Source organism: Pseudomonas sp. GM33, assembly GCF_000282295.1.
GTDB lineage: Bacteria > Pseudomonadota > Gammaproteobacteria > Pseudomonadales > Pseudomonadaceae > Aquipseudomonas > Aquipseudomonas laurylsulfatiphila.
In genome coordinates, this window is sequence record NZ_AKJO01000135.1 from 1 (window position 1) to 23,472 (window position 23,472).

At 56.7% G+C, this 23,472-nt stretch carries 26 protein-coding genes; 12 read left to right on the forward strand and 14 right to left on the reverse strand.

All coding sequences use genetic code 11. From position 1 onward, the window contains the following. The first annotated feature begins 122 nt into the window (after window positions 1-122). Window positions 123-1,739: a mechanosensitive ion channel family protein gene (locus tag PMI26_RS06850; RefSeq protein WP_007977862.1), complete on the forward strand. Its 1,617-nt coding sequence runs from the start codon at window positions 123-125 to the stop codon at window positions 1,737-1,739. 80 nt (window positions 1,740-1,819) lie between these two features. Here the strand turns inward: PMI26_RS06850 and PMI26_RS06845 are convergent, their stop codons facing one another. The 10 genes from PMI26_RS06845 to PMI26_RS06800 form a co-directional block, all read right to left on the reverse strand. Then, entirely contained in the window at window positions 1,820-2,320 is a 501-nt protein-coding gene (locus tag PMI26_RS06845; RefSeq protein WP_007977864.1) for an outer membrane beta-barrel protein, read from the reverse strand. 70 nt (window positions 2,321-2,390) lie between these two features. After that, entirely contained in the window at window positions 2,391-3,986 is a 1,596-nt protein-coding gene (locus tag PMI26_RS06840) for an EAL domain-containing protein (protein WP_007977866.1), read from the reverse strand. 234 nt (window positions 3,987-4,220) lie between these two features. Next, a complete protein-coding gene (locus tag PMI26_RS06835; protein ID WP_007977869.1) occupies window positions 4,221-5,243 on the reverse strand; it encodes a helix-turn-helix domain-containing protein in 1,023 nt (340 codons plus the stop codon). A gap of 105 nt (window positions 5,244-5,348) precedes the next feature. Then, on the reverse strand, window positions 5,349-5,681 hold the full coding sequence (locus PMI26_RS06830; protein ID WP_007977871.1) for a hypothetical protein: 333 nt from the start codon (window positions 5,679-5,681) through the stop codon (window positions 5,349-5,351). 176 nt (window positions 5,682-5,857) lie between these two features. Next, a complete protein-coding gene (locus PMI26_RS06825; protein ID WP_007977872.1) occupies window positions 5,858-6,148 on the reverse strand; it encodes a hypothetical protein in 291 nt (96 codons plus the stop codon). 181 nt (window positions 6,149-6,329) lie between these two features. Continuing rightward, window positions 6,330-6,812 carry a hypothetical protein gene (locus PMI26_RS06820; RefSeq protein WP_007977874.1) on the reverse strand — a complete coding sequence of 161 codons (483 nt, stop codon included), beginning with the start codon at window positions 6,810-6,812 and terminating at the stop codon, window positions 6,330-6,332. Then, the gene (locus PMI26_RS06815) at window positions 6,809-7,630 is read right to left on the reverse strand and encodes a winged helix-turn-helix domain-containing protein (RefSeq protein ID WP_007977875.1); all 822 of its coding nucleotides are present in this window, start codon (window positions 7,628-7,630) and stop codon (window positions 6,809-6,811) included. Before PMI26_RS06815 ends, PMI26_RS06820 begins: the two co-directional genes overlap by 4 nt. 904 nt (window positions 7,631-8,534) lie before the next feature. Next, window positions 8,535-8,876, reverse strand: coding sequence for a hypothetical protein (locus PMI26_RS06810; protein WP_007977877.1), 342 nt, complete (start codon window positions 8,874-8,876; stop codon window positions 8,535-8,537). An 83-nt stretch (window positions 8,877-8,959) separates the two neighbouring features. Beyond that, a complete protein-coding gene (locus PMI26_RS06805) occupies window positions 8,960-9,421 on the reverse strand; it encodes a hypothetical protein (RefSeq protein ID WP_007977879.1) in 462 nt (153 codons plus the stop codon). Between the two features lie 103 nt (window positions 9,422-9,524). Then, entirely contained in the window at window positions 9,525-10,205 is a 681-nt protein-coding gene (locus PMI26_RS06800; protein ID WP_007977881.1) for a DUF3313 domain-containing protein, read from the reverse strand. A gap of 225 nt (window positions 10,206-10,430) precedes the next feature. Between PMI26_RS06800 and PMI26_RS06795 the strand changes: the two genes are divergently transcribed. Beyond that, the gene (locus PMI26_RS06795) at window positions 10,431-11,252 is read left to right on the forward strand and encodes a hypothetical protein (RefSeq protein WP_007977883.1); all 822 of its coding nucleotides are present in this window, start codon (window positions 10,431-10,433) and stop codon (window positions 11,250-11,252) included. 33 nt (window positions 11,253-11,285) lie between these two features. Continuing rightward, entirely contained in the window at window positions 11,286-11,678 is a 393-nt protein-coding gene (locus tag PMI26_RS06790; protein WP_007977886.1) for a GFA family protein, read from the forward strand. A 113-nt stretch (window positions 11,679-11,791) separates the two neighbouring features. Here the strand turns inward: PMI26_RS06790 and PMI26_RS06785 are convergent, their stop codons facing one another. Then, a complete protein-coding gene (locus PMI26_RS06785) occupies window positions 11,792-12,130 on the reverse strand; it encodes a hypothetical protein (RefSeq protein WP_007977888.1) in 339 nt (112 codons plus the stop codon). Window positions 12,131-12,438: 308 nt separating this feature from the next. On the opposite strand from PMI26_RS06785, the gene PMI26_RS06780 reads away from it, so the two are divergent. The 5 genes from PMI26_RS06780 to PMI26_RS06760 are packed head-to-tail and all read left to right on the forward strand — an operon-like array spanning window position 12,439 to window position 17,494. Beyond that, entirely contained in the window at window positions 12,439-13,911 is a 1,473-nt protein-coding gene (locus tag PMI26_RS06780; RefSeq protein ID WP_007977890.1) for a cytochrome c oxidase subunit II, read from the forward strand. Between the two features lie 49 nt (window positions 13,912-13,960). Then, window positions 13,961-15,736 carry a cytochrome c oxidase subunit I gene (gene ctaD / locus PMI26_RS06775; protein WP_007977892.1) on the forward strand — a complete coding sequence of 592 codons (1,776 nt, stop codon included), beginning with the start codon at window positions 13,961-13,963 and terminating at the stop codon, window positions 15,734-15,736. After that, on the forward strand, window positions 15,733-16,425 hold the full coding sequence (locus PMI26_RS06770) for a cytochrome c oxidase subunit 3 (protein WP_007977895.1): 693 nt from the start codon (window positions 15,733-15,735) through the stop codon (window positions 16,423-16,425). Before ctaD ends, PMI26_RS06770 begins: the two co-directional genes overlap by 4 nt. Window positions 16,426-16,431: 6 nt before the next feature. Further along, window positions 16,432-17,163: a heme-copper oxidase subunit III family protein gene (locus tag PMI26_RS06765; protein WP_007977896.1), complete on the forward strand. Its 732-nt coding sequence runs from the start codon at window positions 16,432-16,434 to the stop codon at window positions 17,161-17,163. 13 nt (window positions 17,164-17,176) lie between these two features. Then, entirely contained in the window at window positions 17,177-17,494 is a 318-nt protein-coding gene (locus PMI26_RS06760) for a cytochrome C oxidase subunit IV family protein (RefSeq protein ID WP_007977898.1), read from the forward strand. Window positions 17,495-17,526: 32 nt separating this feature from the next. Here PMI26_RS06760 and PMI26_RS06755 read toward each other — a convergent pair whose 3' ends face one another. Further along, window positions 17,527-18,087, reverse strand: coding sequence for a hypothetical protein (locus PMI26_RS06755; protein WP_007977901.1), 561 nt, complete (start codon window positions 18,085-18,087; stop codon window positions 17,527-17,529). A gap of 151 nt (window positions 18,088-18,238) precedes the next feature. After that, window positions 18,239-18,529 (reverse strand): hypothetical protein, encoded by a 291-nt coding sequence (locus tag PMI26_RS06750; protein WP_007977903.1) that lies wholly within the window; start codon window positions 18,527-18,529, stop codon window positions 18,239-18,241. A 278-nt stretch (window positions 18,530-18,807) separates the two neighbouring features. Here PMI26_RS06750 and PMI26_RS06745 point away from each other — a divergent pair, with 278 nt between their 5' ends. Further along, on the forward strand, window positions 18,808-19,356 hold the full coding sequence (locus PMI26_RS06745) for a cytochrome b (protein WP_007977906.1): 549 nt from the start codon (window positions 18,808-18,810) through the stop codon (window positions 19,354-19,356). Between the two features lie 13 nt (window positions 19,357-19,369). On the opposite strand, the gene PMI26_RS06740 is transcribed toward PMI26_RS06745, so the two are convergent. Then, complete coding sequence (locus PMI26_RS06740; RefSeq protein WP_033048161.1) at window positions 19,370-20,179, reverse strand: helix-turn-helix transcriptional regulator; 810 nt, start codon at window positions 20,177-20,179, stop codon at window positions 19,370-19,372. 96 nt (window positions 20,180-20,275) lie between these two features. On the opposite strand from PMI26_RS06740, the gene PMI26_RS06735 reads away from it, so the two are divergent. The 3 genes from PMI26_RS06735 to PMI26_RS06725 all read left to right on the forward strand — a co-directional run bounded on the left by PMI26_RS06735 (window position 20,276) and on the right by PMI26_RS06725 (window position 23,236). Next, window positions 20,276-21,232 carry a threonine dehydratase gene (locus tag PMI26_RS06735; RefSeq protein WP_007977910.1) on the forward strand — a complete coding sequence of 319 codons (957 nt, stop codon included), beginning with the start codon at window positions 20,276-20,278 and terminating at the stop codon, window positions 21,230-21,232. Between the two features lie 113 nt (window positions 21,233-21,345). Then, window positions 21,346-22,041, forward strand: coding sequence for a tRNA (adenine(22)-N(1))-methyltransferase (locus PMI26_RS06730; RefSeq protein ID WP_338009689.1), 696 nt, complete (start codon window positions 21,346-21,348; stop codon window positions 22,039-22,041). A 547-nt stretch (window positions 22,042-22,588) separates the two neighbouring features. After that, window positions 22,589-23,236 carry a hypothetical protein gene (locus tag PMI26_RS06725; protein WP_007977914.1) on the forward strand — a complete coding sequence of 216 codons (648 nt, stop codon included), beginning with the start codon at window positions 22,589-22,591 and terminating at the stop codon, window positions 23,234-23,236. Window positions 23,237-23,472: the final 236 nt, after the last annotated feature.

The following is a 23,472-nucleotide window of genomic DNA, read 5'->3' on the forward strand; positions in this document are numbered from 1 at the left end:
CGGGATCATTAGGCCAGTTCAGGCTCGCTCCTACAGAAGCACCCATCTGACAACCGCTCATCGGTGAACTACGCTGCGGTACGTACACTCGACCAGAAATTTGTGAAGTAGGGATCTGACAGATGCGGAGCAGGTTGCTCGTTGTATTGTTCACTGTTTTCGGGTTGTTCTGGTCGTTGCAGCTGTGGGCCGAGGATTCACCAAAGGTGGCTGATGCCCCTGCTGAACTGAAAGTGGCCAACCGCAGTGTCGTGGTGTTTCGCGCGACCCTCCTCGGTGAAGCCCCGGCCTCGCGGGTCAAACGGGCGAAAGCGGTGATCGGTGAGGCGCTGGACGAGGACGACGACCTGAAGGTTACCCTCGATCCGATCATGACAAGCTACATGGTGCTGCTCGGTTCTCGCCGCGCTTTCATCGTTACGCCCAAGGATTTCGACGCCACCGAATTCGACTCAGTGCAGCAAGCCGCCGAAGCCGCCGCTGAACGGTTGCGTCAGGTGGTGGCCGAAACCCAGGAAGCTCGCAGCCTGCACTTGATACTCTGGTCGGTGGGCGCCGCGCTGCTCGCCACCGGTATCTATCTGGGCCTGCTCCTGGCCATGGTTTTTCTACGGCGCAAACTGCTGAAAAAACTGCCCGACCTGATGCATCGGCACACCCAGGCCCTGAAGGTCGGGCGGGTACCGCTGATCGACGCCAACTTCCTCTATCCCTTGGTCAGCCGCGTGCTGGAATTGCTGCGCTGGGTCATCGTGCTGCTGCTCACCTACGAGTGGCTGGGGTTTGTCCTGTCGCGGTTTCCCTACACTCGGCCCTGGGGTGAAAGCCTTAACAACTATCTGCTGGAAGTCGCCGACTATTTGCTGCAAGGGATTCTCGGGGCCATCCCCGGGCTCGGCGTGGCGCTGGCGATCTTCTTCATTGCGCGAGGCGTGACCGCCTTCTCTCGCCGGATACTGCGGCGCATGGCCACGCCCGGCACCTTCAACTGGCTGAACCACGAAACCCTGAAGCCGACTCAACGCCTGACATCACTGGCGATCTGGCTGTTTGCCCTGGCCATGGCATATCCCTACTTGCCGGGTGCCGGTACCGATGCGTTCAAAGGCTTGTCGGTGCTGGTCGGCCTGATGATCTCGCTGGGTGCTTCCAGCGTTGTCGGACAGGCGGCGGCCGGATTGATCCTGACGTACACCCGAACCCTGCGCCCCGGTGAATTCGTGCGCATTGGCGAGCACGAAGGGACTGTCACCGAACTGGGTATGTTCACCACCAGCATCCGTACCGGACTGGGCGAAGTGCTGACCCTGCCCAACTCGATGATCACAGGCACCGTCACCAAGAACTACTCACGGGTTGTACAAGGCCCCGGATATGTGGTCGACACCGTGGTCACCATTGGTTATGACACCCCTTGGCGACAGGTCGAAGGGATGTTGCTGGAAGCCGCCAGACGCACGCCCGGCGTCCTCGAAACCCCACCGCCGCAGGTATTCCAGACGGCGTTGTCGGACTTCTACCCCGAGTACCGGCTGGTGGCCCAGGCCATCCCCAGCCAGCCACGGCCGCGAGCGGTACTGCTGAGCATGCTGCACGCCAACATCCAGGATGTGTTCAACGAGTACGGCGTACAGATCATGTCGCCGCACTACCTGGGTGATCCGCAACAGGAAAAATGGGTGCCAAGGGACAAGTGGTACATGGCGCCGGCGCAAGAGTCGAAGGATACGTTGAAGTAATGGCAGGGGGGCAGTGCCAGGTCGGGCATTGCGGCAAGTGCGATGAGCGACCGAGGAACGGTCGCTCAGTTGCAGCGGTGTTAAAAAAGCATATAGGCGGATGCAGTTGTCTGATTCAGGTCGATCTCTCCGACCTCCAGTACTTCGTATTCAGCGCGCAGGCCGATGTTGCGAAAGACGTCAAACTCCACGCCGACGCCGTAGGTCAGGTCAACTCCGGTATCGTCGTCGGTGGCATTGCCGTCGGCGTCCCAGGCGTGGGCACCGACACTGCCGAACAACCGCACCCGATCACCCAGCGGAAAGCCGACGTGGGCGGCAGCCTGAGCCGACTTGCCGTCGAAATCGATGTTCTTGTCCTTGAATTGACCGAGATCGACGTAGGCACCTTCGAAGGCCAGGTAGCTGTTGACGCGATAGCCTGCATAAACTTTGTAGCTGGTGTCCTCGTCGTCCAGTCGGGATTCTTCGGTCTGGATGCTGCTTACGCCAGCTCCAAGATACAAACCTTTGTCATCAGCGAGCGCCTGGAAAGACAGCAGCGATAGCAGAGAGGCGAAGCCAAGGTTTCGAAGTAGCATGTGTAGTGGAGTCCTTGTACAGGTTTGTCAGGTGTTAGGGTTCGGCGAGCATTTGAGGGGCCATGGGGGGTTAATAGAAATCATTGATTGATATTTTCGGGTCGTGAGGCGGGTTGTTTGCCGGGCATTGAAAGTAGCGCCTTGCCAGTGCCTGGGCAGGCAGCGCTTTGCAGAACAACCAGCCTTGTGCCAACAGGACGCCCTCTGCAACCAGATGCGGCAGTTGCTCCGCAGTCTCGACACCTTCAGCCACGACCTTGAGTCTTAGCGACTTGGCCAACTGGGCAATGTGTCGCCACAGGGCATCCTCCGCTGCGATCTTGTCGCCGGCGATGAACGAGCGATCTATTTTCAGGATGTCGAAAGGCACTGAATCGAGGAGCGAGAGGTTGGAATAGCCGATACCGAAGTCGTCCACGGCGATGCGATGACCGCACGCACGCAGCCGGCGCAATTGCATGGCGGCAGGCTTCTGGTCGAGCATGGTTCTTTCGGTGATTTCAAAGGCCATGGCTGACACAGGCATGTTGTAGGTTGCCAGCACGCTGGCCACATAGTCTGGAAAGTCCGGATCCTGAATATCCTGCGCGGACAGATTGACCGTAATGTAGAAGTCCTTGCACGCCCAAAGGTAAGTGCTGTAATCCTCCGCTACTTGTCGAATTACCGAACGCGTCAGTTTGCGGATCAGGTCAGACTTCTCCGCCTCGGCAATGAACACGTCCGCAGGCACAGGGGTGCCGTTGTCGCTCCAGTGAGACAGTGATTCGGCGCCGACCAGATAGCCCGTCGTCAAGTTGACGATGGGCTGATAGTGAACGCCCAGCGTGTTGGCGTTCAGGGCTTTGCGAAGTCGTACGGCAGTAGAGGTGTAATGCCGCCGGGCATACCTTGCGAGCAACAACAGCGTTGCGAACACGCACGCAAGGCCAATGAATAATTTGAATTTGAGCGCTGTCAGGTAGCTCGACGGAAGCGAAATGACCGAAATGAGCTCATTTCGGTTGCCGGCAAAGGCGATGAGGGCTTTATCTGCCGAGGTGACCAGTTCTTCAAGGTGGAACGGCTTCAGCATCTGCAGGGGCTTGAGGCCGGTGGAGGCAATGGGGACTGCGCCGCCGGGGCCTATGAGGTCCAGTTGCAAGTCCTCGGGAAACTTCAAGTTGTCGAGCAGGATCTTCTTGTTTGCCCAGACGTAGGTCGACTGTTCCGACACGATGATAAAGTCGGTGTCCGCAGAAACGGCGTGGCCGGAATCGACCCAATAGGTTCGCTTTCCAACGGAGAACTTGCGCTTCTCATTACCGGCCAGTATCGACGGGAGTTCTTGTCCATAGGAGGAGCAGATCTTGCCGTTGGGCAACTGGATTGCCGCTTGATCAACAAAACGCAGGTCTTTGACCAGGTCGGCCAGTTGTGAATACTGCTCGACCGAGCATTCCTGACCTGAGCGATCAAGATCGCCGAGGGCTTCCAGTACCTTGTCGATCTGCGCATTGGGCTCCACTTGAGCCGCACGCAGGTCGGCATAAACGTTACTCAACTTCCGTGCAATGACTGACTCCGCCAAACCTGCGGCACAGAACCATGCGGCCCAGCCCGCTGCAGCAATCAGACATACAGTGATTGCGTGCCTTCCAGATAACGCTTTATATACGGCAATCATCGAAAACCCCGAGGTTTCATTATTTCACTGTGCACCTTGCAGTCGCGAGTTAAACCTCTTCAGTACCAGTCAATGACCCAGGCCAATAAGATGCCGCTGACATAGGCGGTCATGCACAGGATGATTTTCTGCTTGAGTGGCAGCGTGTTTATTCGATGAAGCATGCTTATCTCCTTGAGTGGGAAAACAAGCAATTGTCGGCATCCATGGTTAATCAACGGAAATTATTAATCCTCATTTTCCGGGGCTTGGTGGAAAGGTGCCAACGACCTGATTGTAAAGGGATGAGGTGATGTTCCTGGGCCTGTCTGAATTGCGTCTGGCCGTTTCTGACGGTGTCTCTCCGTAAGCAGTCTGATAGGCCTTGGAGAATCGGCCCAGATGATGAAAGTTCCAGTACATCGCGGTTTCCGTCACGGTGGGCCATGTTTTATTGATCAGGTCGCGGCGGGCACTGGCGAGTCTCAGGTTTCTGATATAGGCGATTGGCGACATGCCGAATGTCTCGATAAAGCCAAAATGCAGGGTGCGGGTGGTCGTCTCAAGTTGCCTTACGAGTGACTTGATGGTGAGCGTTTTCTTGATGTTGTCATGAATGTACTCGATGGCTTCTATCGCCACCTTGCGTCTGGTCGGGACTTTACGGCTGAAGCCGCCAGCGGGGGTCAATGATTGCAATACAGACGCAAGTACTGCAGTTTCAATCGTTGAACGCTCTGCTTCAGCGTACTGTGGCGAGGCAGCGTCATTGATGTCGACACAGCAAGCACTGATGGCTTGAATGGCAGACTGTATGAATTGAAAGTTATCAACCTGGTAACTGTGTTTTGTTCTGTTCGCCAGTATGTCTTTGACAGGGTGAAGTTGGCGGCACCGGGCATAGTGCTCCAGTGTTGTGGTGATGGTGAACAGTGTCTCATTCGGTTCGCAGGTGTAATGCACCGATTCGTCGCTGTGCAGTACGATGATTTCGTCAGGCCGCAGTTTTTGATTGTTTACGACGGGACGGCCAATTGGGGCCTGCGAAATGGCGAATGTGACGAATCCGGCGGGGACAGAACTGACCAGGGTGACGGATGAGTCGAACTCGAGGCGACTGCACTGCAGTTCAGGGCTGTGAAAGAGCCTGTGTTGCCGGATGCGCGCCTCGTGCTCGGTCGGGATAAGGCTCATTTCCCAGTTGCCTATGGTTCTGTTCAGTTGGCTTGGCAGGGCAGAAGACAAATGAAAGATTTCATCGGGAGGTGCGATACTCATGAAATTGAAAGCTCACCTGTTAAATGATTAGGATCAGGCATTGACTGTCCGTGCGGCGATGACGGTCACATGCCGGATGAAGGTATAGGCGCGTCGGGAGGATTGTCAGAGCCCCCGGATTATTTCCAGTTCCGCTGAAAACGCGTAATTGCTGTGCGATGCCGAGTCGTCCAGCTGTTGTACGTTGCGCGAGTCAACCATCGGACTGAAGATTTTCGATTGGGGTTTCATCGGGTCAATGGCTGCCGCTGTAAAGGAATAAAAGTCGTCAACACGGTAACCCGTTTTTACCTGATAGCCAGTTTTCACAGAATCCGCAGCCTTCTTGTTGGTTTCGACACTCGTCAATTTTGTACTGTAGATGCCCTTGTCGTCGGCCATGGCCTTGAGGGAAAGCAATAAACCAAACGACACGGTGACGAAGTTTTTCAGTAGCATCGAGGCGATTTCCTTATTTACAGTTTAATCAGGCAGAACCCAGTGTCAGCTGTATCTCTGCCACGACGTGGTCTGTAAATAATCCCACCCCGACTGCGCCTTCCAAAGTCAATAACTCATATTTTCAGGTTGTCAGAAGAGGCAATTGCCGCTTGTGACGGAGAATGTCGCGCTGTTCAAAGTAATATGAGTGAGGTGGCGTAACTCATTCCGGTATCGCTTTGTGGCGGAGTAGGGAGGGCGGAATCAGTGTCCTGCTCGTCCGTATGATACTCATTCTCACTATGGATTTTCAGATGCGATAATTTCTGAGTGTCATCCGGGTTTGTTTGAATTTCATAATATTCAATGGTCGTGCTTTCGACGGCATGCTCGTCGTTCGCTAACGAACAAAAGGGCAGGGCAGACAGGAATAGAACCGCCAGGCATCCGAAGGTCGTCGATTTATTACTGCGCAGGAAATGCATTGTTTTCACTTGATTCCCCTGTGTAGGGCATTGTCCCGGACGAGAATCAAGCAGGCTCGATTCCAGAGATTATTGGCAGGGGATTTTTTTTCCGGGACGCCATCTGATTCAAGTCAATAACTGTTATTTTTATTTGAAGTGATCTTGGACAGGAGCCTGTGCCAGGCGGGTGCTGAGTCAATTAATGGTTCATGCAGCGCAAACGGCCAAGATCATGTATGTAAAAGCACACGGCGTTTTTATTCTGTGTGGGGATCAATTCGTAGTTCAGGATGGCACCTTCTTGCAAGACGTATTGGCGTCTGAAAAACAGGTCAGGGGTCTTTTCAATGGCAAAGAGTTCATTGTCCTGGCTGAGTTTGACGTTACTGATTTTGATCTGAACCTGCGATTTGCTTTCTCTGATTATATTGGCCGAAATGGTTGCATTGCGTATTTTCCCATTCAGGCTTTCCAGCGTGGTTCCGGTGAGTCGACCATGCCCGATAGTGAGGTACTCTTCGGTGTTGAGTTGATTGAGATCTTCCAGCCATTGCCGGGCCTTGGTTTGATAGCTGGTATTTTCCATGTAGTGCGAAGGAGAATAAAAAAAGGAGAAAATGCACAGTGCATTGATCAAGGCGATAACCGGCCAGTGAACCGCTTGCGGAATTTCAAACTTCATAAGGTAACTTCCAAGCATTGACGAATCATCATGGCGAGGTCTTTTTCGGCGCTGTTTAATTGTAGATTTGCAGTGCTTAGATCCGGGCGAATGCACGAAACGGAATAGTTGGTTTTGTACAGGTTGATCCAGACTTGGCCTTTCAGATTGGGTGGAAGCTGTTCTGATTGTTTGGCCGACAGCTCCAGCAACGCTTGTGCCTCGGCAAGATCATTGCCTACGGCATGGATGATCAGTCCATTCTTGTCGACGCTGGAAATTTCAATTTTTGGCGCCTCGAAGTCGAACTGAAAGACCGTCAAGGCCACGACTGCCAGGGTAACGATATAAGCGATCAGTTGGGCCTTGGTAATGCAGGTGGATTTTTCGGTTTTACTCGAGGACGCCAGCGACTCATCGCCATCCAGTGGCGGTCGTTGTCCAGGCGTGGTTGCCGGTGGCTGCACAGCTTCTTCCGAGGGTGCCGGTACGTCGGCTGCTGCATCGACGACAAAGTGCCGGTTGAAGCAATATCCCCGGCGAGGAACAGTCATCAGGATCTCGTGATCGCGACTGTCATTCAAAATGTTTCGTAGTGAGAAAACGGTTTGATTCAAACTGCCGGAAGCAACCACGCGGTCATTCCAGGTGTAGTCGATGATTTCATCGCGGCTTTTGGTGACACCTGGCTCCATCAGCAGCAGGTCCAATAGACGCGATTCGGCTCTGCCTAGCGTGGAATTCTGTACATCTCCATGGGGTGTTGTAAGGGTGAGCATGGCGCTGTCCGGGTCGAACATCGCCACGGCGCCATTTTTCAACTTGAAGGTGTAGCTCATAGAAATCTTCCGATCAGGCGTGCTGGCCTGAGTATAGGGGCCGGATTTGGCTCGGTACATTCGGGACTGGGAGATGAAATGGATAAGGACCAGGCGCAAGGCGCGCTGTGGAGCCTTTACGATGCGGGACCGGCTCGGTTCAGGAGCGCGCGGCGCGGTAAACAGCCCTGCCTGTCAGCGGTATCAGTTGAATCAAACGAAGGAAAAGCATTGCTGGATGACCCACGGGTTTTGATTTTGACAGTACGAATGATGCTTTGAAAGGATGTTTTGCGCTATCCGAAAACTGCAAGCTCGGGCGGGTGAGTTTGCGCGTAGCCAGGCTCGGGGCGGATTGCCTGCGCTGTCCGGACAAGGCATTGGCTGCTCCCGGACGGGTCGAGAGGTTCACAATACAAGTCAATGATTGTTGTTTGTGCACCCGGTCAACGGCAGATTATTTTTGATTCCAATTAGCTTTGAACCAGGCTCGTGAGCGCTTTTAATGGATCTCGAGGAGCGTTGACACGCATCGCGCTCAGGCTTTGCCTCACGCGGCGCAAACGATCCTCACCTCTCGTTCAACGGCATTTGCCCCGCGCCCTTCATGGAGGACGCGGGGTTTTTTTTGGGTTCGGGAAATTGCAGGAGCTGGCTTTCCAGCGATGGTCGTCAACGATAACGCGTGTGAACCGGATGAACGCGGTCCTCTGTAGGAGCTGGCCTGCCAGCGATGATCGTTAACGATAACGCGTGTGACCTGGATGAACGCGGTCCCCTGTAGGAGCTGGCTTGCCAGCGATGGTCGCTAACGATGACGCGGGTGACCTGGATGAACGCGGCGCACTGGAGTCCATCGCCAGCAGGCTGGCTCCTACAGGTTCTCGGGATTGCGTGAAGAGCCTTTTTTGGAGGTGTATCGGCGTTACAGGCATTCCTGCGCGGCACGCTCGATGCTCGATGGCCTGAAGGTCGAGGCCAGCAATTGGCGCTCGTACAAATACACCTTGCCCCCATCTTGGGCCCTGTGGGTTTCCAGCACGGTGTCTACGGCAATTTTGCTTGAAACGACAACCCGGTAACTGCGCTCGCTCCCGGATACGACCGGGCTCATCGCGTTGTCCTTCAACTTCGGTACAAGGCAGTCGACATACTGCTCGGGCGATTTGTCCGTTTGCAACGATGAAGTCGGGTTATTAGGGGAGGTCGCGCAACCGGCCAGGAGCCAGGAAGCGAGGATCACGACAGGAACACCTGCAAGGCGCATCGGTGAAGCCCTCAAATTCGATTCGGTTCGTTGAGTCATGGTGAAGAAGGTCGGTCAATGTTTCAGGTCAGTGTCGCCGCCGCTCAAGGCAAGACATCGTAGCCTCGCTGCTGCAGGCAACTGCTATAGACGGAATTGTTGGCAGTGACGCTTTGCTCGCTCGCCGCATCATTCTGCCGGCGCGCCTGGCGTTGTCTGGAAGCCCCCACCACGGCGCCGGCCGCCGCGGCACTGCGTGCCTGGTTCTGGCGATAGTCTTGCCGGGTGTCGTCGTCGATCTGGTCATAGACGTTTTCATGTTGGCGGCCGCGGACCTCAGCTGCGGTCGCCCCGGCTACGGCGGCGGTTGCGGCGCCCTTTGCCCGACCACCGGATGGCACGGTGCTTTGTACCGGATGTTGGGCGTTGGCCTGGGATTGGCAGGCACTGGTGTCCTGTGCGATGGTCTGGGAAGCCTGACCTTTGAGGGGGATCACCGTCACTGCCAGGGCGCGGGTGCTCAGCAACAGCATCAGCACCGCCAGGGTATGGACCAGTATTTTCATGATGGGGTCTCACGTCAGGCGTCGGCACGGCTGACGGTTTGTCAGGGAACAAGCGCGGTTGAAACCCCATGCCAGCCTGTGTGCGATGGGGTTTATCCGGGCATCAGTGCTTGAGGAGCAGGGCCTGCATATCGTCTGTCATGCTCTTGAGCGCGACCTTGAAGTCACTGGCAAGCACCGGCTGCTGGGCATTGTCGAGTGTCGCGCCAAACACCTTGCGAACCATTTTCGCAACCGGCAAACCGGTCTTGGCATCGATCAGGTTGGCTTCGATGTACATCTCAGCAGTCTGATCCCGATGCCCGGTGGCTGCTTGTGTTGCCCCGACAATGGCGCCGATCGGAACGGCCTCATACCAGTGCATGCCTTCGTTGTTGGCGCTGACATGAGTGATCGCCGCTTGCAGGATCAGCGATCGCGAATCGGTCGGTGCCAGTTGCGGATAAGGGACTATCGCATAGCGGCGGGAAAAGGCTTGCTTGACGCTGTTGCTGGCCATCAATTGCAGGTCTTGCAGGGTCTTCAGGCTGACGCGCGCGGTCGGCTTCGGCGCCGGATACAGCTCCATCTGCCTGAACACTACAGTGGAGTAGGCGCGAGGATCGAACCCCGGCGATACCCAGCGCAGGACCTTCTGTTCACTCGGCGTAGTTTGCTCCTCCAGGCCCTGGTAATTGCCCAGAAAGCCCGAGTATTGCTCCTGTTGCGCCACTTTCGAGACACAGCCGACCTGAAATACACAGCTCAAAGCAATACCCGCAATCCATTTATTCGACATGCCCATGTGTTCGGTTCTCACGTGATGAAAGTTGTCATTCGGGTACAGGTGTTTGCACGCCGGTCAATGCGGGCCGAATGCTGCCTGCAGCAGTGGGATAATCCGAATCAAAAACTCTCAAAAACCGTTAAACACACGGCCAGCGAGGGGCCGGGCCGGGTTGCACATTGATCACAGTTGCCTACGCTAACCCTTTGCAACGCCGGTGTTTGACAACGACAGGTGAGTGAGATGGATTTGAAAGAAGGGTGGATGGGTAGCGCGTCGACACTCGTCGTTGCATTGGGCTGCATCCCGATGGCTCAGGCTGAGGATGCGGCAGAGTTGGCGAAAAAAGCCCTCAACCCGGTCGCCGCGATGTACAGCCTGCCGGTGCAGTACAACTGGGACCAGAAAATGGGGCCGACCGGGGAGGGCATGCACAGCGTGACCAATATCCAGCCGGTGCTGCCGTTTGCCCTGAACGAGGACTGGAATCTCATCTCTCGCACCATTCTGCCGATCATCGACCAGCACGGCCTGGCCCCCAATGGCGCGGCGGATAAATCCGGCACCGGCGATATCACCCAGAGTTTTTTCTTCTCGCCGACCAAGCCGACGGCAAGTGGCTGGATACTCGGTGCCGGCCCGGCGTTGCTGATACCGACCGGCAGTGACGAATTGCTCGGCAGCGAGCAATGGGGCCTGGGCCCGACAGGGGTGGCGCTGAAACAGTCCAATGGCTGGACCCGCGGCATTCTGGCCAACCATATCTGGGGCCTGGACGACAGCCCGCCGGACAACAAGGAAAAGGTCAACCAGACCTTCCTGCAACCCTTCCTCTCGTACACCACCCATACGCTCACGACCTACGGGGTCAACACCGAGTCAACCTACAACTGGCAATCGCGGGAATGGTCGGTCCCGGTCAACCTCACGGTCACCCAATTGTTGAAGATCGGCGGTCAACCGCTGACCGTGCAGGCCGGCCCACGCTACTGGCTCGACAGCCCGGAAGACGGCCCGCAAGGCTGGGGCTTTCGCGCCGCCGTGACGTTCCTGTTTCCACGCTGATTCGCCGTTTCGGACGGCTGGAGGAGACACCCCATGGACCGATTCACCGGCGGTTGTTTGTGCGGCAAGGTGCGCCTAGTCGCATCGGGGCGCCCGTTCCGGGTTGGCGTTTGTCACTGTCTCGACTGCCGCAAGCATCATGGGGCGCTGTTTCACGCGTCCGCGATATTTCATCAGGATGCGGTGACGATAGAAGGCGAAACCCGTGACTACGCCGGGCGGCATTTCTGTCCGCACTGCGGTTCGTCCGTGTTCGCGCGCAGTGCAGACGAAATCGAAGTGAACCTCGGATCCCTGGATGCCCCGGACCAGCTGACGCCGACCTACGAGAGCTGGGTCGTGCGGCGTGAGGCCTGGCTACCGGCGTTTGCGCTCACACGACGCTACGAGCGCGATCGGGATTCCACCGGGCGTTTCGAGGACTAGCGGGCACGCATTGCGGTACGCCAGGTCTTGAGGCTCCGGGTGTCCGGTTCAACGATCAGTGATATTTCGGCACCGCACCGCGCAGAACGATCGATGCAGCGAATCTCTTGACGCTACTCAAGCAACTGATCGATCAGCACCGCGTTGGTATAAACCAGGCTGCCATCGCTCGCACGATGCCCGACCAGATGAAACTGACCGCGTTCGTGGTGCAGATAGACACGCATCTGACAGTCGGACAAGGGCGCGAATCCCTCGGGCATTTTCAAATCCATCGAGTCCATATCGACATCGACCATGGCTTCACGCTCGTGGGTCTTCTGCAGGCGCTCTTCGGCCTCTTCCAGACGGACATGCAGAGGTCCGTCGACGTAGAAATGGACTTCCCCCATCGGGGTGGACTTTTGGTCGCTGCTGGTTTTGCACCAGCCTTCGATCGTCAGGGCACTCATGACGAAACCTCCCATGTGGATTGCTGGACTGTGTGGCTACCGTCCCTGCTCAATGTCACCACATTTGTTTGACGACGCTGCAAGGGCAGGGTTCGAACTTTGCGGTGCCGAACTCTGCCATCCGTCATCAGCACTCAAGTATAGCTGGCAACCGGAACTCACTTGCCGGCCTCACGGTACAAGCCGATCGCTCTATACTTCTTACTGACTTTAGCGCCCGGACGGGTGGTATTTGTCGGCCCTGCTTGGACGTCAGTGGCGATGCTTATTGCATAACCAATGAACAACAGGAATAGGATGAAGAGCAAATGGCAATAGCAATTGTCCTGATACTCATCGTTATTGCCTCCGTGCTATTCCACATACTGGCGCCCTGGCATGCGACAACAGCCGCTTCCAACTGGGGATCCATAGACACCACCCTGTTCATCACCCTGATCATCAGCGGAATATTTTTCATTGCCATCACGGGGTTCATGGCAGTAGCGGTGATTCGTTATCGTCACAAGGTGGGTGCCAGGGCGGCCTACCAGCCGGAAAACAAAAAACTGGAAACATGGCTGATCATCGTTACCTCGGCAGGCATCGCCGGGATGTTGGCGCCAGGCCTGGTTGTCTACAACGATTTCATCCGGGTGCCGAAAGATGCCTACGAACTTGAAGTGGTCGGCCAGCAGTGGCAGTGGGCCTATCGTTTTGCCGGGCAAGACGCAAAGCTGGGCAAGTCGGATATCAGGTTTGTCGACTCCACCAATCCCCTCGGCCTTGATCCCAAGGATCCTGCAGGCCAGGACGATGTACTTGTCATGAATAATGAAGTTCGCCTTCCGCTCGATCGGCCGGTGAAAGTTCTATTGCGCTCTAAAGATGTCCTGCACGATTTCTATGTTCCGCAAATTCGCAGCAAGATGGATATGGTGCCAGGGATGGTGTCGTACTTTTGGTTTACGCCGACCAAAACCGGAAAATACGAAGTCCTTTGCGCTGAATTTTGTGGTGTAGGTCATTACAACATGCGTGGCCATATGATCGTGGAAGAACAGGGCGTCTTCGATCAATGGCTAAAAAGCCAACCGACTTTTGCGCAGACATTGACCACAGCTGCCAAACCCGGTCGAGACAGCGTGCTGGAAAAAGGTCGTCAGTTGGTCGAACAGCTAGGCTGCAAGGCCTGCCATAGCCAGGATGGCAGTGCCAGTCTCGGCCCGGGATGGAAGGGGCTGTACGGCCGCACTGAACAGCTTGCCGATGGCACCGGTGTGCTGGTCGACGAGGCCTACCTGAAAGAGTCGATTCTCGATCCGAAGGCCCGCCTGGTACAGGGCTACCCGCCGGTCATGGTGGCCTATACTCTCAAAGACGACGAACTGGGTGCTGTCATCGCCCTGATCAAATCACTGGGTGCTGCCGGGCAAGACGATCAACCTTCGACCGGCGAAGCGTCGAGCCCGGGCGAAGACCTGGTGGCGCAGGGGCAGCGACTGGCCGGGTCGCTTGGCTGCCTGGCCTGCCACAGTGTCGATGGCAACAAGGGCGTCGGCCCCAGCTGGCAGGGTCTGTATGGCAAGACGGAAACCCTTGCCGACGATACGAGCGTAAAGGTCGATGAGGGCTATTTGAAAGAGTCGGTTCTTCATCCCAATGCCAAAATCGTCAAGGGCTATCCAGCCGTAATGCCGACGCTTGCTCCGAGTGACAAGGAGCTGAATGCACTGATCGCTTTTATCAAATCCAAAGCGAATGCTGACGCTGATGCGACCAAGGCGGAGCCAGGGAAGTAGCCGTAAAGCAGCCAGAAACACACTGAAACTTCGGAACGAGGATGACGTGATGGCCTATGCGGAGCAAGCCGAAACAGAAGCACTGCACGAGCCCAAAAGCTTCCTGACCAAATATGTCTGGAGTCAGGACCACAAGGTCATAGCCATTCAATACTCCTTGACGGCTCTGTTCGTGGGGCTTATCGCCCTCGTGCTGTCCGGCTTGATGCGCATGCAGATAGGCTTCCCCGGCAGTTTGGCGTTCATGGATGCCAATACTTACTATCAGGCGATGACCATGCACGGCATGATCATGGTCATCTACTTGCTGACGGCCTTGTTCCTGGGGGGCTTCGGCAACTACCTGATCCCGCTGATGGTGGGCGCCCGCGACATGGTCTTCCCCTATGTCAACATGCTCAGTTACTGGTTTTACCTGCTGGCGGTAGTGGTGTTGCTCAGCAGTTTTTTCGTCCCCGGCGGCCCCACGGGTGCCGGCTGGACGCTCTATCCGCCACAGTCCATCGCTCAGGGAACACCGGGCGTGGAGTGGGGCATTGTCCTGATGCTCGTCTCACTGGCGATTTTTATCGTCGCCGCCACCATGGGCGGGTTGAACTACGTCACCACGGTGTTGCAGGCGCGCACGCACGGCATGACATTGTTTCGCATGCCGCTCTCGGTGTGGGGCATCTTCATGGCTTCGATCATGGCCTTGCTGGCCTTCCCGGCGTTGTTCGTCAGCGCGGTCATGATGCTGTTTGACAAGCTGTTGGGCACCAGCTTCTTCATGCCGGCGATGGTCTCGCTGGGGCAGCAGCTCGATCACCAGGGTGGCAGCCCGATATTGTTCCAGCACTTGTTCTGGTTTTTCGGCCACCCGGAAGTCTACATCGTCGCTCTCCCTGCATTTGGCCTGGTCTCCGACCTGATCAGTACCCATGCGCGTAAAAACATCTTCGGCTACCGAATGATGGTGTGGGCCATTGTTGCGATCGGAGTACTGAGTTTTGTGGTCTGGGCGCACCACATGTATGTCAGCGGAATGAACCCGTACTTTGGCTTTTTTTTCGCCGTCAGCACCTTGATCATCGCGGTGCCGACCGCGCTGAAAGTCTATAACTGGGTACTGACCCTGTGGCGCGGCGACATCCATCTGACCGTGCCGATGCTGTTTGCCCTGGCCTTTATCGTGACCTTCCTGGTCGGCGGTCTGACCGGGTTGTTTCTCGGCAATGTGATCGTGGATATTCCGCTCTCGGACACCTATTTCGTCGTCGCCCATTTTCATATGGTCATGGGGGTCGCACCGGTACTGGTGGTGTTCGGCGGTATTTATCACTGGTTCCCGAAAGTCACCGGGCGCATGTACAACGACACCCTGGGCAAGCTGCATTTCTGGATTACCTTTCTGGGCACCTACGCCATCTTCTTCCCTATGCACTACCTGGGTTTCCAGGGCATGCCTCGCCGTTACTACGCCTATGAAAACTACGCGTTCATCCCGCAGTCGGCGCAAGAGCTGAATGCCTTCATTACCGTGGTCGCATTGACTGTCGGGGTTTCCCAGTTGCTGTTCCTGTTCAACATGGCCTGGAGTGCATTCAAGGGTAAGCCCGCCGGCAGTAATCCCTGGGGCGGGGCCAGCCTGGAATGGCAAACGCCGAACACCCCGCCGATACACGGTAACTGGGGAGAGAAGTTGCCGGTCGTGCATCGCTGGGCCTATGACTACAGCGTGCCGGGGATAGAACAGGATTTCGTGCCGCAAACAGTCTCCGCCGAGGAACTGGAGCACATGCGCCAACTTCATGCCGGAACCAAAATAGCGGACGTCAAGACATGAACAGACTGCTATTGAGAAACGCCGACGGCGCCGACCCCGGCGGCAGCTGGAATCGCGACCCTGAGGGTGTTCAGGACTCTGAGGGTGCCAATAGAAGTCAAATCGCAAGAGTGGGCCTGCGCTTGTTTCTGGTGGTGGTCAGTTCGTTGTTCTTCCTCTTCCTGATCGCCTTTGTTGCCCGTTCACAAATGGCCGACTGGCTACCCCTGACAGAGCCTTTGGCGCCGTTAGGCAATTTGCGGCCGCTATGGCTGAACTCGGCTTTTCTGCTATTGAGCTGCATCGCACTGCAATGGTCGCGCATGGCCGCCCGACAGGCTCGACTGGGCGCAACCGTGGTTGGTTTTGCACTGGCGGGCGTCTTTGCAATTGCCTTTCTGGCGGGACAACTCTGGGTCTGGCAGCAGTTTGTTGCTTGGGGCTACTTTGTCGCGAGCAATCCGGCCAACAGTTTTTTCTACCTGTTGACCGGGCTACATGGGCTGCACCTGCTGGGCGGACTGATCGCCTGGTGCTGGATAGTCGCCAAATTTATGCGCCATGTGCCGGTGGCGCAACTGAGCGCCAGCGTAGAGCTCTGTGCCATCTATTGGCATTACTTGCTGGGTCTCTGGTTCGTGCTGTTTGCTCTGCTGGCCAGCACGCCGCAAACCTATGAAGCCATCGCCAGATTCTGCGGCCTGAGGTGAAAAGCCATGGCATCGCATCCGCACGCCCAAATCCAAGCCCAAGCCCAAGCCCAGACCGGTTCATCCGATCCACCAGGCTTGCCACCCGCCCTGGGATGGCAAGGTATCGCCAGCGACTGGTCCACGGACAAAGAGGCCTTCAAGCAGGTGCCCTGGGGCAAGGCGATGATGTGGATCTTCCTGCTCAGCGATACGTTCATATTCACCTGTTTTTTAACCGGCTATATGTCGGTACGCATGACCATCACGACGGCCTGGCCGAACCCGAGTGAAGTGTTTGCCTTGACGATCGGAGGAAGGGAAATCCCGCTTATTCTGATCGCCATCATGACCTTTGTGCTGATCAGTAGCAGCGGCACCATGGCCATGGCCGTCAATTTCGCCTATCGCCGTGATCGCGCGAAAACGACGGCCCTGATGCTGGCGACCGCTGCCCTGGGTGTGACGTTCGTCGGCATGCAGGCATTTGAATGGAGCAAGCTCATCGCAGAAGGCGTGCGTCCGTGGGGGAACCCGATGGGGGCTGCGCAATTTGGTGCCAGCTTCTTCATGATTACCGGTTTTCACGGGCTGCATGTGTCAATCGGCGCCATCTACCTCAGCATTGTGGCGCTGAAAGTGTTGCGCGGAGATTATGAACGCTCCGGAAACTACCAGAACGTCGAGATCGCCGGGCTCTACTGGCACTTCGTGGATTTGGTGTGGGTGTTTATTTTTGCATTCTTCTATTTATGGTAGAGGAGGGCGGGTGATGGCACATGCTCAGGGTCAGCAACATCCAATCAGTTTGTACCTTAAAATCTGGGGGCTGTTATTCGTCCTCAGCACGCTGTCGTACCTGGTCGACTATTTCCACTTCCATGGCTATCTTCGGTGGTCCCTGATTATCACGTTCATGTTGTTGAAGGCAGGTTTGATTGTCTCCATCTTCATGCATATGGCCTGGGAGCGGTTGGCTATGGTCTACGCCATATTGGTGCCACCTCTGTGTTTGCTGGTGCTCGTCGGGCTGATGGCCACCGAGGCTGACTATATATTCCTCAGCCGGGTCATTTTCTTTGGCCAGTAAGCCGTTTGCGGATGACCTTGAGTCTCCAGGCGCTAACCCGATATCACTCGCTTGAACTGATGCCATTTGTGCTGCCAGGCCACAGTCCAATGGGGGGCTGCCGCGCCAGTGCCGGCTATCTCCAGCTGTGGATGTTGCCTGATTACCTGATCCAGTACCGATTCCTGGTTCGGCTCAACATCGACGAAGAAGATATGTTTGCCCTCGTTTACCACCTGTTTGAAGTTGCGGAAGTGAGTGTTGGGCATCTGGAACCCGAAAAAACCGCCTTCCCAGATGCAAAAGCCCAGGATGACAATGGAAAGGAAGATAAAAGGCATCCAGCCTGCGGCGGATTCGGTCCAGCCCATCCAATAGGCGCCACCCAGAACCAGTGCCGCCAGTGGCAAACCGATCACCGCGCCAATCTCACCCGAGTGAACAGCATCCTGTTCCAATAACGAGTTAACCTCGTGGAGGTGATGTTGTTCGACATCGGCAACTTTTTCACTGAGCACATGTATCTGTTCAGAATTGATGCCGCTGGCTTCCAGTTCATATTCAACGGTTTCAAGATCGTTGAGATTGTCACTGATGTAATAGTGCCGATTCATGCCACACCTCCCGACTCGAATTTGCTGTAGACCTCCTTTGTCCGGCAGCGATTAACCTGGATTTGCAGTCGGTGTCTGAACCGTGGGGAACGTTGCACACTTCATGCAATCTGAAAAAAAGTATAGCACTCGCCATCCTGCGGACCGGTCGCTAGTTGATCTGCACAATGACCGGACCTTCCGTCACGATCGGTGGGTTCGCGCGGATATGCGAAGTGTTTTTCTGAATCCACTCACGGGCAACTTTCAGGCTCGCATCACTGCCGGCCTTGTCCTTGCAAACAGTGATCGAAGTACCACCATCACCCGTATTGAGCAGTGTGTAGCTTACGAGGCCAGGTACTGTGCGCAAGGTCGTTTCGATGTCGACGCTGCGCTCTTCCATAAACTCGAATAGCTGCTTGGCTCCAGCACCCAGGTAGGTTCTTATCACCGCATACATGGTCGTCTCCTTTGAGCGTACCGTCGTAATGCCAATACAGATCCGTTGCTGCTCCCCCGGGTTTCAGGTCGCCCTGATTCAATAAGCTTAGTCAAACGCCGGGGACAATCGACATGCAACGACCACCGGCCACATGGGGTCGATTTCGACCTGTCCGATCGAAAGCGAAATACGAGCTACATCAAACATTTCGATGTGTTTAAGCAACATTTCACGGTTTTTCCGATAACACCCTGTCGCGATAATCCGCCTTCAAAAGTGACGGGCAGGACAGTGAGATGGCGAAGGAAGGAAGTTACACCGGTACAGCCAAGTGGCTGCATTGGGGCATGGCCCTGATCTGGTTGGGGGCCTGGGTTATCGGAATTGTGGCAACGCATTGGCGTGACGAGTTCAATGCCCACCATGAACTCACCTACGTGCACAAGGCGATGGCCAGCACGCTGCTGTTTCTCATTGTCGTGCGTATCGCCTGGCGATTGAGTCACCCGGCACCGGCGCTACCCGATTCGATGAGCCCGAGGATGAAGCGTGGTGCGCTGGTCGGGCATGTACTGCTGTACGCCGTGGCCTTGATCGGGCTGCCGTTGTCCGGCTGGTACTGGAGCTCGGTCGCCGACAAACCCGTCATGGTGGCGGCGCTGTTCATGCTCCCGCCAATCGTTGACCCCGATCAGAGCCTGTACGATCTGGCAAAGGCGGTTCACACCTACATGTCGTGGTTGTGCGGCGCGCTGGTGGTGGGCCATCTGCTGATTGCGCTCAAGCATCACTTCGTTGAAAAGGATGATGTGCTCAAGGGCATGCTGCCCGCCCGCGACCGCTGATTTTCCTGCCGTTTCATTGTCGACGCAATTGCACCGGACTCACACCGAGGCGTTGCCTGAAGGTAGTCGCCATATGCGCCTGGGAATTGAAACCGCAGGCGTAGGCGATTTCAGCCAGCGTGGCGGTCGAGTCGCGCATCAGGGCGCGGGCCCTGGCCAGGCGTCGATCGATCAGGTAAGCATGGGGACTTTTGCCGGTGGCGTTTTTGAAGGCCCGCATGAAGTAGCCTTCGGACAAGCCAAGCAGGCTCGCCATCGCCGGTACACTTAACGGGCCATCGAGGCCTGCGTCAATGAACTCATCGAGCAAGCGCATCCGGCTGCCGGTTATCGAGCCTTGGGGCTGTGTCGACACGGCTTCGCTGGCCGTCGCGCGCTCGGACAATGCCAGTGCCCAGGCCTCCCAGTCGTCCTCCACGCCAGGGTGCAACAGCGCGGCGCGCATGTGCCATGCGAGGGCCGTGGCCTGCCGGTCGATGCGATTGTTGAAGGCGCGATCCCCCTCCAGCGCCACACCGTCAGTGCGTATCACCCGCAGATATTCACCCCCCTTGGGCGATTCGGATAATACGTCACACCCTACCGGAACGAACGCCAGGCCGTTGGGCAGGGCATCGAAGGGTTGTACCCGGTCGCTGCCGATCGCGTGCAGGCCTCGCTGGCTGTCGAAGGCAAAGCCGATTCCCGCCTGGGTCGCTACGTATCGGGTTGCGTAGGCGCAGCCGGGGAGCAATTCGATCGCCCAGGGGCCGGCCTCGATGCGGCGGATCGGTTCGGACAGCAGGGGTGGATGCACGCGGTTTCGATGGCTCATGAGCGCCATAGTAGTGAAGAGGACACACAAAAGTCAGGTCGGTTTTTTGAAAGCCTGCGTACTGCGCTCCTGTTCAGACTGGGCAAAATCCCGGGGAGACAACTCATGCACACACTGACTCGCGACGACATCGAACAGGCCGCACGCCATGTGTACCAGGTCATGTCCGCCACCGCCCAGTACCCTTGGCCGTTGTTGGCCGGCCGTTTGGGTTGCACGGTGTGGGTCAAGCACGAAAATCACACGCCTACCGGTGCTTTCAAAGTGCGTGGCGGCATCACGTTCATGCACTGGCTCAAACGCGAGCATCCGGGCGTGAAGGGCATTGTCAGCGCGACCCGCGGCAATCATGGCCAGAGCCTTGCACTGGCGGCTGGCGCACTGGGTTTGCGGGCGCTGATCGTCGTGCCGCAAGGCAACTCGGTCGAAAAGAACAACGCCATGCGCGGCTTTGGCGCTGAAGTGGTCGAGTATGGCCGCGATTTCGATGAGGCCCGCGAAGAGGCGGCACGGCTTGCGCAAGAGCACGACCTGTTCCTGGTGCCGCCGTTTCACACCGAGCTGGTCAAGGGCGTCGCCACCTATGCGCTGGAGTTGTTCAACGCCGCGCCGGATCTGGATACCGTCTATGTACCGATTGGCTGTGGATCGGGGATTTGTGGCGTGATCGCCGCCCGCGATGCCCTGGGCCTGGACACCCGGGTGGTGGGCGTGGTTTCCACAGAGGCGGCGGCCGCACAGTTATCGTTCAACACCGGCGCCCTGTGCGAAACCGCCTCGGCGACCACCTTTGCCGACGGTCTGGCCGTACGCAAGCCGGTGCCTGAGGCCTTTGCCGTCTATGCCGCAGGTGCGGCGCGGATCGTTGCGGTCAGTGACGCGCAGATAGCCGAGGCCATGCGCGTGTATTACACCGATACCCACAACCTGGCGGAAGGGGCCGGTGCGGCGGCGCTTGCGGCGCTCATTGCCGAGCGTGAAGCCATGTCGGGAAAAAGGGTGGGGGTGATTCTGTCCGGCGGAAACGTCGACAGATCGGTGTATGCGGGCGTGATCGCGTGAAGGGGGGGGTTGTAACCTGGTCGCATAAATTTGAAATGCTCGGCATTGCCCGACACAATCGCGCCCCGTTCCGGCCAAAGGTGCCGGACGTTCGTGGTGAGAAGGGGCCGCAGTTGAACGAACAGACATTGTCCATGCGCCTGGAACGCGTGGCGGCGCATGTGCCGGCCGGTGCGCGCCTGGCCGATATCGGCTCGGATCACGGCTACCTGCCGGTGGCGTTGATGCGCCGTGGCGCCATCACCGCGGCGGTGGCCGGGGAGGTGGCGTTGACGCCGTTCCGCGCGGCCGAACGCACCGTGCGCGAGAACGATCTGGAACAACGGATCAGCGTGCGCCTGGCCAACGGCCTGGCGGCAATCCTGCCGGGAGACGGGATCACGGCGATCAGCCTCTGCGGCATGGGCGGCGAAACGATCCGCGACATCCTCGACAGCGGCAAGGCGTACCTGAGCGGGCAGGAGCGCCTGATCCTGCAACCCAACGGCGGCGAGCAGCCATTGCGCCTGTGGCTGATGGAAAACGACTATCGCATCCTCTGCGAGGAAGTGCTGCGAGAAAATCGTTTCGACTACGAAATCATCGTCGCCGAGCGCGCCGGGCCAGTGATCTACAGCGCTCAAGAGTTGTACTTCGGCCCGTTGCAGATGCAGGCCCGCAGCCCGGCGTTCCTGGTCAAGTGGCAGCGCAAGCTGCGCCAGAAGCAGAAGACCCTGAGCCAATTTGCCGGGGCGCAGCGAACCGTGCCTGAGGAAAAGGTGCAGGACATCGCGCGCCAGGTCCGGTGGATCAGCCAGTTGCTGGCTTGATCCTGTTCAGCAAGCATCGAATGGCGTGCCTTCGTACGAGGCAAAACTCGCTATTCGCTGGGTCAAAAGGTGTGAGTTCCGCGCGAAATCCGCTTTTTTTTTCGACATGATAAATGAAACGATTCAGCCGCTTGGTAACAGTGGTTTCAGCCAATGAAACCGGCCTCCCGAGGCATTATGGGCAGTACCGTTTGTCGAGGTTTTTGTTCGAAAAATGAACGATCGGGATATGCTGGGCTCTGATCTTCCAGCAGGCGGATCCTTTGAGCTCCGCACTGCAATCCCTAGTAAATTGGACGTATACCTCATCTGCATTGAATGGAATGCACATGGGGATTTTTTTTACCTGAGACCTGGAGTGATAGTATGCCGTCATCACTGACTCGCGGGGCGAGTCGCTCTCTCTTGTAAGACCCAAACTAATTTAGTCGCTTCAATCAATGTGAACTTTGATTGTGCAGGCGTGGATAATTCATTCGCGTGCCTGGGGCATGGTCACTTCACACTGCCGCAATAAGTGGAGATGTAAAACGTGGATATTAATACAATGATCGGCCTGCTTGGCCAGAAAGAATCCATGGAGTTCATGCGTTTAGGAGTTGTATACGTACACCTGTTGGCTTGCTGCGTAGCCATTGGCCTGGTGTTTGCCAGCGATGTCGCCATGGTCAAGGATCTATTGAAAGGCCGTGTGTCGTCCGGGCACGATAATGATCATATGGCCAGTCTGCAGAAGTCTGTTTCCAATGCGTTGCTGTTCTTGTGGATCACCGGTGCAGCGATAATAGGTATTGATTACCTTGATAAAGGGATGACTTATTTTGCCAACCCGAAACTTCAAGCCAAAGTTATTATTGTCTTGTTGCTGACATTCAACGGCATGCTCTTGCACCGCTATGTATTGCCCGCCATGCTCAAGGCCGGTTCCTTGCTTGACCTGCCTATCAATGTGCGAATGTTTGCCCTGTTCTCTGGTGCACTGTCGGGCGTTTCCTGGCTGTATGCCGCGATGCTCGGTGTCGGCCGACCGCTGGCCTGGAAATACTCGCTGACCGAGTTGCTGATGGCCTATCCGGTATTGATCGTGCTCGGCTTTGCGACGATGGTGGCGCTGACCCAATGGGCGCGCAATCGCAACGCCGCAGCGCCGGCCGAGGAGACTACCTGGCTGTTCGCTGGAATTCCGGCGCGATGAGCTGACGAAAGTCCAGGTGAAGATGGGTGAAACTGTTAGAACCTTGCAAACACCAGACCCCCTCCCTGTGAGGGGGTTTTTTTGCGGGGTCTTCACGCATTTTCGGGGCATTGCAGGCGCTGGTTTGCCAGCGATAACGCGTGTGACCTGGATAAACGCGGCGTACTTGAGTTCATCGCCAGCAGGCTGGCTCCTACAGTTTCAGCGTGGGCACGGTCCTTTGTGGGAGCTGGCTT